The 12,894-nt window shown below is 43.5% G+C and carries 9 protein-coding genes and 1 tRNA gene; 8 read left to right on the forward strand and 2 right to left on the reverse strand.

Annotated features, from left to right (window positions below):
- Positions 1-9: 9 nt before the first annotated feature.
- Both leuD and IPJ09_12025 read left to right on the forward strand, forming a co-directional pair.
- Positions 10-606, forward strand: coding sequence for a 3-isopropylmalate dehydratase small subunit (gene leuD / locus IPJ09_12020; protein ID MBK7372143.1), 597 nt, complete (start codon positions 10-12; stop codon positions 604-606).
- Between the two features lie 13 nt (positions 607-619).
- Positions 620-2,140: a 2-isopropylmalate synthase gene (locus tag IPJ09_12025; GenBank protein MBK7372144.1), complete on the forward strand. Its 1,521-nt coding sequence runs from the start codon at positions 620-622 to the stop codon at positions 2,138-2,140.
- Positions 2,141-2,191: 51 nt separating this feature from the next.
- Here the strand turns inward: IPJ09_12025 and IPJ09_12030 are convergent, their stop codons facing one another.
- Positions 2,192-3,991 (reverse strand): DUF885 domain-containing protein, encoded by a 1,800-nt coding sequence (locus IPJ09_12030; GenBank protein ID MBK7372145.1) that lies wholly within the window; start codon positions 3,989-3,991, stop codon positions 2,192-2,194.
- Positions 3,992-4,212: 221 nt separating this feature from the next.
- Positions 4,213-4,286 (reverse strand) — tRNA-Ile (locus tag IPJ09_12035).
- 195 nt (positions 4,287-4,481) lie between these two features.
- On the opposite strand from IPJ09_12035, the gene IPJ09_12040 reads away from it, so the two are divergent.
- The 6 genes from IPJ09_12040 to IPJ09_12065 all read left to right on the forward strand — a co-directional run bounded on the left by IPJ09_12040 (position 4,482) and on the right by IPJ09_12065 (position 12,728).
- Entirely contained in the window at positions 4,482-5,945 is a 1,464-nt protein-coding gene (locus IPJ09_12040) for a PQQ-binding-like beta-propeller repeat protein (protein ID MBK7372146.1), read from the forward strand.
- Between the two features lie 90 nt (positions 5,946-6,035).
- On the forward strand, positions 6,036-7,490 hold the full coding sequence (locus tag IPJ09_12045) for an alpha-L-fucosidase (GenBank protein ID MBK7372147.1): 1,455 nt from the start codon (positions 6,036-6,038) through the stop codon (positions 7,488-7,490).
- Positions 7,491-7,542: 52 nt separating this feature from the next.
- A complete protein-coding gene (gene ftcD, locus IPJ09_12050; protein MBK7372148.1) occupies positions 7,543-8,529 on the forward strand; it encodes a glutamate formimidoyltransferase in 987 nt (328 codons plus the stop codon).
- A gap of 25 nt (positions 8,530-8,554) precedes the next feature.
- The gene (locus IPJ09_12055; GenBank protein ID MBK7372149.1) at positions 8,555-9,520 is read left to right on the forward strand and encodes a hypothetical protein; all 966 of its coding nucleotides are present in this window, start codon (positions 8,555-8,557) and stop codon (positions 9,518-9,520) included.
- A 105-nt stretch (positions 9,521-9,625) separates the two neighbouring features.
- Complete coding sequence (locus IPJ09_12060) at positions 9,626-10,060, forward strand: hypothetical protein (protein ID MBK7372150.1); 435 nt, start codon at positions 9,626-9,628, stop codon at positions 10,058-10,060.
- Between the two features lie 34 nt (positions 10,061-10,094).
- Positions 10,095-12,728 (forward strand): M1 family metallopeptidase, encoded by a 2,634-nt coding sequence (locus tag IPJ09_12065; GenBank protein ID MBK7372151.1) that lies wholly within the window; start codon positions 10,095-10,097, stop codon positions 12,726-12,728.
- Positions 12,729-12,894: the final 166 nt, after the last annotated feature.

Raw genomic sequence — 12,894 nt, forward strand, 5'->3', positions numbered from 1 at the left:
ATAATAGAAATGGCTTACGATAAATTTACAGTATTGCGCAGCACGGCGGTTCCTATGCCGATAGAAAATGTAGATACAGATCAGATCATCCCTGCTAGATTTCTTAAAGCAACCGAGCGCAAGGGATTTGGCGATAATCTGTTTAGGGACTGGAGATACAACCCCGATAATAGCCCAAAATCAGACTTCGTCCTGAATAACCCGACTTATAGAGGAAAAATCCTGATTGGTGGTAAAAATTTTGGCAGTGGCAGTAGCCGGGAGCATGCCGCCTGGGCCATCTACGACTATGGATTCAGGGCGGTGATCTCCAGTTTTTTTGCAGATATCTTTAAGGGTAACTCCATGAATATTGGCCTGTTGCCAGTGACCGTGAGTGAAGACTTTCTGGACAAAATATTTAAAAGCATTGAGGAAAATCCAAACAATGAATTTGTGATCGACCTTCCAGCTCAGATGGTGACCATCCTCTCGACTGGCGAACAAGAAAGTTTCACCATCAACACCTATAAAAAACATAATATGACTCATGGTTATGATGATATAGATTATCTCCAGGCTATGAAAGAAGATATCAAGGCTTTTGCCACGACTCAAATGGCCTGACAATATAATGACTGTGACCAGACGACATATCGAGATCATGGACACCACCCTTAGAGATGGTGAGCAGACCAGTGGAGTCTCTTTTTCTGCAATCGAAAAACTAACGATTGCCCAGGTACTTTTAACGGAGGTAAATGTAGATCGCATCGAAATAGCCTCCGCCAGGGTGTCACAGGGAGAAATGGAAGCAGTCAAAAAAGTCACCTATTGGGCATCAGAGCATGATTACCTTGACAGGATAGAAGTACTCACCTTCGTCGATGGGATTGCTTCGATCCAATGGATGGAGAAGGCTGGCGCCAAGGTGATGAATCTTCTCACTAAAGGCTCTTTAAATCACCTGACCCACCAACTCCATAAATCAGAAGCCCAACATTTTGGTGAGATCGCTGAGGTCCTGGACAAAGCAGCAAAATTGGGTTTAAAAAGCAATATCTACCTGGAAGACTGGAGTAATGGTATGCGTCATTCTCGGGATTATGTGCTCAGGTTCGTCGAGTTTTTAAAAAATCAACCCATCCAGCGAATCTTATTGCCCGATACCCTGGGGGTACTCATACCTCAGGAAACCTTTGAATTTGTATCTCTCTTGATCCATAGTTATCCGGGTATTCATTTTGATTTTCATGGGCACAATGATTATGATCTCGGTACCGCCAATGCACTCGAAGCTGTCAAAGCCGGCATTCATGGCCTGCATCTGACGGTCAACGGCATGGGAGAGCGCGCAGGCAACGCCTCCCTGGCGAGTGTAGTAGCAGTATTGAATGATTATATGCCTGAAGTGGAGACTTCCGTCGATGAGATGTCTCTGTATTCAGTGAGCAAATTGGTAGAGACCTTTACCGGATTCAGGGTCCCGGCAAATAAACCCATCGTAGGGGAAAATGTATTCACCCAGACAGCAGGTATCCATGCAGATGGGGACAAAAAAAATGGACTTTATTTTAATGCTTTGCTGCCGGAGCGGTTTGGCAGACAGAGGATGTATGCCCTGGGCAAAATGAGCGGTAAAGCCAATATCGAAAACAATCTCAAAGAACTTGGTATCACCCTTCCCGAAGAAGATCTTAAAAAAGTCACCCAACGAATCATAGAGCTGGGCGATCGTAAGGAGACCGTCACACAGGCAGATCTACCCTACATCATCTCTGATATCCTCGACTCGGATGAAACCGAAGAAAAAGTCAATATCAGCAACTACGTACTCACTCATGCCAAAGATCTAAAACCGTGCGTTTCGCTCAAAATCTGCATCGAAGGTGAATCCTACGAAGAGCAAGCTTTTGGTGATGGTCAGTATGATGCCTTCATGAATGCACTCAAAAAGGTTTATGGTCTCAAAGCAAAAGAGCTACCTACGCTATCCGATTATAATGTGCATATCCCTCCCGGAGGCAAATCAGACGCACTCTGCGAGACCATCATCACCTGGAAGATCACCAATGGTCGCGAGTTTAAGACCCACGGATTGGATAGTGATCAGACGGTATCAGCGATCAAGGCGACGCAGAAGATGTTGAATATGATCTAAGTGAAGTGGGGAGACAATAAATTGAAATTTTTTATCTCAATTTATCGGGCATCATTGTTTCTTTGCCCATTCATCCATTGATTTTTCCAGTATTTCCAAAGGCATACACCCATCTTTTAAATATTCAGTATGAAATGCAGCAAGACTGAATTTATCACCTAACAAGCGGCTGTATTTATTTCTAAGCTCCCAAATCTTTAAAGCACCGGTTTTATAACTCAATGCCTGCCCGGGATAAACCATATATCGTTCGATCTCTGCGATGGCTCCTTCTTCACTGATGGCTTCATTTTCCATCGAGTATGCGATGGCTTGTTCTCTGGTCATTTTACCGGTGTGCATGGCCACATCCACTACCAACCTAATGGCCCGATGCATCTCATCACCCAATGCTCCCATATACTGATACGGGTCGGTGTACAATCCGAGTTCTTTACCCAAACTTTCACAATACAAAGCATAGCCTTCTCCATAGGCGCCATACCAAATAAAACGGCGAAAAGATGGCAGGTCCGTGTTTTCAATCTGAATACTGGTCTGGTAATGATGGCCTGGCAAAGCTTCATGCAGGAAAGTGCTTTCCATGCCGGCCGTGACATTGAATTTGGTGGCATCTACAATGGGGATATAATAAATACCCGGTCGGGTACCATCGGGCAGGCCAGGATAATATTCGGCACTGGCACTGGCTGCGCGAAATGCTTCTGTTTGCCTGATTTCGAATTTTGTTTTTGGGGTAAGGGTAAACATTTTTTTAAGATTGGGTTCGATCCTTGTCTCAATATCCCTTGTAGCTGCCAGCACTTCTTCGGCAGTTTTATAGGGCATGAATTGTTTATCCTCTTTCATAAAAGTAAAAAAGGAATCAAGACTGCCTTCAAAATGCACCTGAGCCTTTGTTTCCTCCATGGCGGTTTTGATGCGCTTTACTTCTGACAGTCCGGTTTGATATATTTCTTCAGGCGTTTTGTTGGTGGTAGTCCAGAACTTTACCAGGTAAGTGTATAATTTATCTCCACCGGGCAACGCATTGATACCCGTGGTACTTCTTGCTTTAGCCAGGTATTCATTTTGTAAAAAATCACCAAGCTTTTTATAAGAAGGTACTATCGTATGGTTGATCATTTCCATATACGCGGCAGTCAATCTTTTTTTATCTGCTTCACCAAATGTGGCTGGCATCAAAGTCACCGGGCCATAAAACAAACTTTTGGTGGCATCGGTGGTCACCAGGTCTTGCATTTGCGGAATCATTTTTAGTACAACGGCCCTCGGTAGTACTTCATTTCGGGTAATTCCTTTTTTAAAATAAACTATGGCACTATCAGCCCAGGCCGAAAAAGCACCTGCTCTCAGTAACCAGTTATCATAATCCTTCACAGTTTTAAAAGGTTGATTGCCCGACCCGGAACCCATCTGACCCAGCAAAAGCGGTACGCCATTAAACTGATCAAATGGCATATAAGAATTGTCCGATTTATCAGGACTTCCCAAAAAATTTACTTCCAGTCCTGCCAGCCCCATGTCCATTTCATAGGTAAATAGCTGGTAGCTCTTCGTATCATTATCATTTAAAGTAACAGGATCAAATTTGCCGATGGCATTTTTGTAGCGGGTAAAAAAATCTTTCAATTTGGCTCGATAACTATCGGTAAAGTCGGCAGGAAGCAGGTCGTTGTAACGGTCATCCCCATTAGCAGTCGCCTCGAGGGGCAACAATTGCATTCTTTCATTATAGTATTCTTCCAGCAGGGTAGCCAGAGATGGATTGGATGCTGTGGGCTGTTGTTTTATATTAGAATTACAACCTGCAACGGCAATTATGATGAGAAGGTATATTATTTTATTCATGTTTATAGTTTGGTTGATACTTCTTGTTAAAAGTACTGCTAATGACTTATATCCTCGACGAGATAAAGCCATGGATGAACGTTGGAGGTGAAAAGGTGGGCGTTGGGACTTGAACTTTAGGCTACCGCAAAATTGTGGGATATCGCCCTTAGAGTGGGAGAGACATTTTCTCTAACCCACTCAGCCACTTTGCGCAATAATAAAAAGAGATGTTAAAAAAGTGGGCCCACAAGGACTTGAACCTTGGGCCTAATGATTATGAGTCATTTGCTCTAACCAACTGAGCTATGGGCCCCACTAAAGAGGCGCAAATATAATCAATTTGGGAATAATCGTTGAAAATAGACGATCGAATGAGACAACTTTTTAATTGGATAGTTTTCTACAAAACCCACCCCTTAAACCTGAATATAATTATTGACTTTGTCTAATCGCCCCAATATCTTTCCCCTTGCATTTTAACCTATCCCCTTATCTTCGCACCTGATTCATGGCACTTAGATATACTATTTTATTGTCCTTTATCGGGCTCCTTTCTCAAGCGTCTGGGCAAACCAATTGGACGACCACGCTACCTGGCCTGGGCTCTTTTTCCTCTTGTCGCGTGGCGGATCTCAACGGAGACGGTACGGATGACATCATCATGGGGGCAGGAAGGCTGGAGTTTGAAGCCTGTGACTCTGCTGTAATAGCCCTGGATGGTAAGACAGGCAAGTTGCTTTGGCATGTAGCTGCGACTGATCAAATTTTTGGATCAGCTATCTTCCAGGATATTGATAAGGATGGGCATCCTGATGCCTTGATCTGTGGAAGATCCAGTGAATTGATCATGATCAGTGGTATATCGGGTAAAGTCCTCTGGCGATTTAATCCTAAGAGCCGCGACAACAGAAAACATGATTTCTACAATTTCTACAATCCGCAGTGGATCCCTGATGAAGACGGAGACGGTCTGCAGGATATCGTGGTTTCTAATGGTGGGGATGTCAAGGTCGCTGCCTACGATCCCAATCGAAGGCCGGGGTATCTCCTGATCATGAGCGCTGCTACCGGGGCTATCCTGCATTTGGCGACCATGCCTGACCGCAAAGAGATCTATATGTCTGTCACGGTCAATCCAACACCCGATCATATGGACTATGAGATTTTGTTTGGTAGTGGGGGCGAGACATTAGGAGGCCATTTGTATCTAGGATTATTATCCCAACTAAGAGCTGGTGACCTGTCCAAAGCGAGGATATTGGATAGCACCGTAGATAGGGGTTATATCGGCCCTGCAGCACGGGCTGATGTCAATGGGGATGGGGTGCTGGACCTATTTGTCAATTCAGTCAATGGTCGCATGCTTGCCTATGATGGGGTCACCTATCAAAAACTTTGGGAGATCAAACGGCCGGAGACAGAGACTTACAGTTCTATCACCGTCGGTCTATTTAATGAAGATACTATTCCGGATTTTTTCGCCTCCTATGCGATGGGCAGCTGGCCCAAACTGGACTGGAGTACTCAGTTTATGGCTGATGGCAAAACAGGCAAAATTCAATTTATAGATTCTCTGGGGTTTTACCAAAACAGTTCGGCGGTGGCTGTCGACTGGGATGGTGACGGTCGCGATGAGGTACTGATGAGTGTCAATATACAAGAGATCAAAAACGATATCCACAAATATTTTTATAACATTCTGGCCCTCATCGATTTTAAAACCAATGAAGTCCTGCAAATCGGTGATACCTACGAAGGTAATAATGTGTCCTCTACTCCCTGGGTAGGTGACCTGGACCATGATGGTTTCCTGGACATCTTATATATACATGGGACCAATCTAAGACATACCTATACTTTTGATGGGATGCAGATACATCGTATCGTGACGACCGTGCCGGTGAAGAAAAAAATTAAATGGGGTGCTTACCAGGGCAGCGACTATACCGGGTTATACAAAAACAATGATTAAGGTGGCTTGACCATCCTGCAAATTGGGTCACCCATACCATGTTATTAATTTAAAAATCACCAATCCATTCATATTAACTATTTTTGTTATATGAATATTTCTATTGCCAAAAAATTATTATTCTGTCTTTTTTTCTGCTCGAGCTATGGTATAATGGCTCAGCACAATGAATACTTCCCTGATCCTGACACAGCCATTCAGCACCGCCTGGAAGAATGGAAAGATTTAAAATTTGGGTTGCTGATGCATTGGGGGCCATATAGCCAGTGGGGCGTAGTGGAAAGCTGGAGCATTTGCCCAGAGGACCTGGGATGGGCGACTGGAGCCAGAAAAAAAGGCATCGCCTCTGACAATTATTTTGAATATGTAAAAGCCTACGAAAACCTAAAGACTAGTTTTAACCCGACCCAATTCAATCCAGAAAAATGGGCCGCGGCTGCCAAAGATGCCGGTATGAAGTATATGGTGTTTACCACGAAACACCATGACGGCTTTAGTATGTTTGACACTAAATACACGGATTACAAAATCACGGATAAGGGTACACCGTTTTCATCCAACCCGCGCAGCAATGTCACGAAAGAAATATTCAATGCCTTCCGTCAACAAGATTTTTGGATAGGCGCTTATTTCTCCAAACCAGACTGGCATTCAGATTATTATTGGTGGAAAAAATTTCCTCCCGTGGATAGAAACGCCAACTATTACATTCCCAAACATCCTGAACAATGGCAAAAATTTATCGATTTTACGCACAATCAGATTGATGAACTGGTCAGTGATTATGGAAAAGTAGATATCCTCTGGCTGGACGGTGGTTGGGTACGCAAACCCACCGACGAAGAAGTTCAGAATTATTTAACGGAGGTGTATGATGGGGTGAGGTGGGCTCGCAATCCTCAAAACCAGGATATAGATATGCCTCGACTGGTTAAAGAAGTTAGAGCCAAACAACCCAAGCTCATCGTCGTGGACAGAGCTGTGCCCGGAGAACAACAAAATTATCTTACCCCGGAGCAACACATCCCGGACGAGGGACTACCCTATCCGTGGGAGACTTGTATGACTATGGCGGGCAGCTGGAGTTATGTACCCAATGATGTGTATAAACCGACCAACGAGATCATCGAAAAATTGGTGGACATCGTCAGCAAAGGCGGAAACTATCTTTTAAATATAGGCCCGAGCCCGGAAGGTGAGTTTGACGATATTGCTTACAGCCGGTTAAAAGAAATCGGGGCCTGGATGAAAATCAATGGAGAGGCCATCTACAATACCAGGATGTATACCGTGTTTGGAGAAGGTGACCGGATCCGATACACAAAATCCAAGGATGGCAAAACAACTTATATTTTCCTCCTTGATTTCCCAAAAGACCCAATAAGCCTGACTAAAATAAGATTTTCAAAAAACACCTCCATCCGGATGCTTGGGAGCAATTCAACATTAAGCTGGAAGCAGAATGACCAGGCAGTCAATATTACGGTTCCACCTTCCGCTCAATCATCCTGTGATCATGCCTGGGTGATCAAGGTGACCAATTGATAAAACGAACCTTGACAGTATCCTTGAGTTGCTGAATTAAAAAAAGCTGACTATGCTACAAGACAAACTCATAGAATGTGTACCTAATTTTAGCGAAGGTCGGGACAAATCCACCATCGATGCCATAGCCCAGAGCATCGAGTCCGTACCAGGGGTCAAAATCCTCCACATAGATATGGGCCAGGATGCTCATCGGACAGTGATCACCTTTGTAGGTTATCCCGAAGCATGCAAGGAAGCAGCCTACCGTAGTATCCTGACTGCGACTCAATTGATCGACATGCGCACGCACCAGGGAGCGCATCCACGCATAGGCGCAGTAGATGTATTCCCATTCGTGCCACTCGTCAACACCACCATGCAGGAAGCCATAGATTGTGTGCTGGAGGTGGCTCAAAGAGTCGGCTCTGAACTTTTACTCCCTGTCTATCTCTATAATGAATCAGCTAAGAGCGCTGATAGAAAAAATCTTGGTGATCTTCGCTCTGGTGAATACGAAGGGTTGGCTCAAAAATTGACCACGCCTACAGGTCAACCTGATTTTGGACCTTCGACCATGAATGAAAGATCAGGCGCTTTAATCATCGGTGCCAGAAAAATACTCATAGCCTATAATATCAATCTCAACACCAAAGAAGTCAGTATAGCAAAAAAGATTGCTTCCCGCTTGCGCGAAAAAAATGGTGGATTGGCCGCTGTCAGGGCCATCGGTTGGTATATGCCGGAATATCACTGTGCCCAGGTGTCCACTAACCTGGTAGACATAGGTCAGACTCCTTTGCATCAGGTATTTAATATGTGTACTTCTATCGCCAAAGAATATGGAGCAGATACAGTGGGTAGCGAATTGATAGGCTTGATCCCCGAGCAATGTTTGATTGATACTACGGATAATGCCATACCCGAAAACAAAATGTCTAGAGAAGACAAAGTCACTGTTGCGATCAACATTTTGGGATTAAATGCTGTTAAACCTTTCTACCCAGACCAGCACATTATCGAAAGACTTTTAAACCCGGGTCCGTTAAACAATTCCTGACAAAACCTGTTATACTCATCCCAATATGGCAAAGCTCAATCCATTGCGATTTTTTTCATCCAGAAAAGATTCAGAATTTGGCCTGGATCAAAGTGTCACCGGTCAAACGAAGTTTGTTTTGTCAGACGGCACATTTAATGTTAAAAAAATCAGTACCCATTGGTGGCACCATTTTAACGTATATCACTGGATCACCAATATATCCTGGCCAGTCTATTTCTTAGCCATTTCCTGTCTGTATTTCGTGGCCAATATTTTCTTTGCCATCATTTATTGTTTGATCGGTACAGAACAAATAGCGGGCATGACGACTACCTCAGGTTGGGATCAATGGGTACAAAGTTTTTTCTTTTCTGCTCAGACAATCACCACTGTTGGCTACGGAGGCATGCATCCAGTCGGCTTCCTGGCGAGCACTGTATCGGCTTTAGAAGCTTTTGTTGGATTGATGTTGTTTGCGTTAGCTACGGGTACTTTGTACAGCAGATTTTCAAAGCCCCATACTAAACTAAAATACAGTGAAAAGATCCTCATATCCCCGCTTGAAGACAAAAATGCGCTAATGTTTATGTTGGCCAATGTGTACCATACCAGCCTGATGGAGGTAGAAGCGACTGTCAATCTTAGTTGGGAGGAGAAAACAAGCACAGGGCCTAAAAGGCACTTTACCAATCTCAAATTGGATGTACCGAAAATCACCTTGTTTGCCACCAATTGGGTAGTGGTCCATATCATCGACCAGACCAGCCCATTGTATGCATTGTCTCAAGAGGATTGTTTCAATGAAAGTGTACAGATATTTGTCTTGATCAAAGCTTATGATGACACTTTTTCCCAAACGATTTATTCACGCAAAAGTTATCTCAGCCAGGATATGGTCTGGGGAGGAAAATTTGAGAAACCCTATTACCAGGATCCCAAATCCGAAAAAGTAATCCTGGATCTGACCAAAGTGGGCAACTACCATCCAGTGGCACTCAACAAATCATAAAAAGAAGTCAAAATATATTTCAATGAGCTCAGGAGTGCCTGCAGAATATCTGTCGAGCTGTCCTCAATAGTTGGTACATTTGTGTCCCTTTAGGGTCATTCTACTATGTTTAGAAAAGCAATATTCTCACTCCTTACTTTGCAATTTTTAACTGCTTTTTTTCACTCCCTTAGCTTTTTTACCTCTCCAGTCTCAGCCAACGAGACCGAAAAACAATTGATCGATTTATTTACCAATTATAAGCAAGACCTGGGTATGGGATTTAATCGCAGCATGTACGATTTGTTCAGAGGACTGAGTGCATGCTTTACGCTGATCTGTATCCTTGGAGGTTGGGTCAATCTTTATTTTCTAAAAAATGATTTAAGTGCCCATCTTTGGAAAGGGCTTTTAAAAATAGAAATCATCGTCTTTGGCGCCTTGTTTTTAGTAATGTTGTTCTTTACTTTTCTACCACCCATCGTACTGACCGGGCTGATTTTTACAGCAGCTATCGCATCGAGATATCTGGTCGACACTAACCAAGCCGAGGCTCAATGAAATAATAATTTTCTAAAATTTTTTATCTATCAATATGAAATATTTATCGCTGGTCATTTTTTCGGTTATACTGTTTGGTGCATGTACCGGAAGTAAATTGGCCTCTAAGTCTGTAGTTCGGCCTGAAGAAGGCGATACTGCTGGTGTGGGTGACATCGAATACAGGCAGCTCGATCCACTGGTAGTCACTCCCGAGGAGGAAGAGGAGACCATGATCACCAACGAACCTGTCATGCCTTACAGGTCTGCTTATACCCGCCGATGGGACTTAATTCATACTTCACTCCAATTGAAATTTGACTGGGAAAAGGAACATGTAATCGGCTTGGCCACCCTGAAACTGGTGCCTTTGTTTTATACCACTGACACGGTGCAGTTGGATGCCAAAACTTTTGATTTTAATTCAATCACAGCATCCGGTAAAACATTAAATTATACGTATGATGGAAATATGGTAACCATTCACCTTGGAAAAAAATATACGCGTACCGACACCTTGCTATTATCCATAGACTATACTGCCAAACCCTCTGAGAATACGACCAGAGGAAGCGCTGCCATCACCGATGACAATGGACTCTATTTTATCGATCCACGCAGTACAGATCCTAAGCTGCCTACTCAATTATGGAGCCAGGGTGAAACAGAAAACAACAGTCATTGGATGCCTACCATAGACAAACCGAACGAACGGATGACCATCGACATCACCTTGACGGTACCAGACAGCATGCTGACCTTGTCCAACGGGCTTATGACAAAAACCAGTAAAAATACTGACCACACCCGCACAGACACCTGGGTGATGGACCAACCCATCGCGCCTTACCTGGTGATGATCGCTGCAGGACCTTTTGCCAGAGTCACCGATAAATGGAATGATATCCCCCTGGAATATTATGTAGACAAACCCTATGCCTCGTATGCCAAAGATATCTTCAATCATACCCCGGAGATGCTCAGCTTTTTTAGTGAAAAACTCGGCGTACAATATCCCTGGAAAAAATTTAGCCAGATCATCGTCAAAAAATATGTCAGTGGTGCAATGGAAAATACCACTGCGGTGGTTTTTGGAGACTTTATCGAAAAGACCCGTCGTGAACTCATCGATGATCCTAATGATAAGATCGTAGCCCATGAGATGTTTCACCATTGGTTTGGTGATTATGTGACCTGCGAATCCTGGTCCAATCTCACCCTCAATGAAGGATTTGCCAACTATGCTGAATACCTATGGTCTGAATACAAATATGGCCGGTACGAAGCTGATCGTCATCGCGAAGAAGAGCTGTCCGGTTATATTTCGTCGGTATCTTTTGGCCAGCCTCATAACCTGATTGATTTTAGATACACGGACAAAGAAAATATGTTTGATGCCCACAGCTATAACAAAGGGGGCTTGGTATTACACATGCTGCGCAGTTATCTGGGCGACGAAGCATTTTATGCCGGACTCCATCATTATCTGGTCAGCAATGCTTATAAATCGGTCGAAGTACACCACCTCCGTCTCGCTTTTGAAGAAGTCACCGGAGAAGATCTCAATTGGTTTTTTAATCAATGGTATCTCGATGACGGTCACCCTAACCTTACTTACGCCTGGTCCTATGATCGCGACAATAAAAAAATAATCATCGACCTCAAACAAACTCAGGACAAGACATTTCCTAACCCATTCATCCTACCTATGGACCTTGACATTCACCATGCCGATGGGACTAAAGAACGAATCAGGATCACCATGGATCAACGCGAACAACAAATTGACATCCCATGTGATGCAAACCCCCAGCTGGTAGTCCTTGATCCCAACAGGGTGATTCTAACCGAGTGGAATGAAGCTGAACTCACCTCCGATCAGTATAAATATCAATGGAGAAACTGCAATAATCTACAACTCAAACTCAATGCACTGTCAGCACTCACAGAAGACAAAGATTATCATACAGTCTGGGGCGAAGCTATTAAAGATCCATTTTGGTATATCCGGTTGCGGGCAATGGATTATACACCCAAACTCGACAAAACCGATGTAGAACAGTTGGTCAGGCTGACCTCCGAAGACCCTCACTCTCAAGTCAGAGCAGCAGCACTGCGGATATTGGGCGAAGCAGATTACAAATCGATCGAAACGATAGCAGATCAGCGCATCGCCAGTGACAGTGCGTATTCGGTGATCTCACAAGCTATGCAGATTATGGGGCAGGTCAATCCTTCAAAAGCAAAATCACTGGCGATGTCCATGCAGAAAGAAAAAAACGACCAGATACAGGAAGCTATCTCTGACATCATTACCACAGACAATGATCCTTCCAGCCTGGATTTCATAGAAAATAAACTGATAGAGAATCCCGCTCAGACCCAAAACCTGATGGAGAAATATATCATGATGCTCAGCAATCAATCACCTGATGTAATCTTTGATAAAGCTGGTTTTTTATTCAAACAAGCGACGGTAGCAGATCTGGACAAAAACAATAAATTTTTGTACACCCGGGGGTTATTCGAATTAAAAGACCTTTTACTTACTGACATGGTCCATGAAAAAGATAGTGCTACAAAATCAAGTCTTGAATCAAAAGTCAATATATTAAAATCCTGGATTCAGCAGATCAAAGAGAAAGAGACTGATATACAACTTAAAGATTTATTGAAGCAATTTAATTGAGTTAGTTTATAGTCTGGTTTGACCAATTTATAACACCTGTTTATTTGGAATCCTTACATACAAGGACCCCACTTGATACTTGTGGGTAATCCAGGCTTTCGCATCCGGATTATTTGGCCTATATTTCTCCCGCAAATAATTCTTATTACTTATGCTACAAAGACCT

It is taken from the genome of Saprospiraceae bacterium (assembly GCA_016709995.1).
Taxonomy (GTDB): domain Bacteria; phylum Bacteroidota; class Bacteroidia; order Chitinophagales; family Saprospiraceae; genus JADJLQ01.

Bases quoted from the DNA above. Each gene is read 5' to 3' on its own strand.
- IPJ09_12055 (MBK7372149.1), top strand. From the start codon at position 8,555: ATGGCAAAGCTCAATCCATTGCGATTTTTTTCATCCAGAAAAGATTCA.
- leuD (MBK7372143.1), top strand. From the start codon at position 10: ATGGCTTACGATAAATTTACAGTATTGCGCAGCACGGCGGTTCCTATG.
- ftcD (MBK7372148.1), top strand. From the start codon at position 7,543: ATGCTACAAGACAAACTCATAGAATGTGTACCTAATTTTAGCGAAGGT.
- IPJ09_12040 (MBK7372146.1), top strand. From the start codon at position 4,482: ATGGCACTTAGATATACTATTTTATTGTCCTTTATCGGGCTCCTTTCT.
- IPJ09_12030 (MBK7372145.1), bottom strand. From the start codon at position 3,991: ATGAATAAAATAATATACCTTCTCATCATAATTGCCGTTGCAGGTTGT.
- IPJ09_12060 (MBK7372150.1), top strand. From the start codon at position 9,626: ATGTTTAGAAAAGCAATATTCTCACTCCTTACTTTGCAATTTTTAACT.
- IPJ09_12065 (MBK7372151.1), top strand. From the start codon at position 10,095: ATGAAATATTTATCGCTGGTCATTTTTTCGGTTATACTGTTTGGTGCA.
- IPJ09_12045 (MBK7372147.1), top strand. From the start codon at position 6,036: ATGAATATTTCTATTGCCAAAAAATTATTATTCTGTCTTTTTTTCTGC.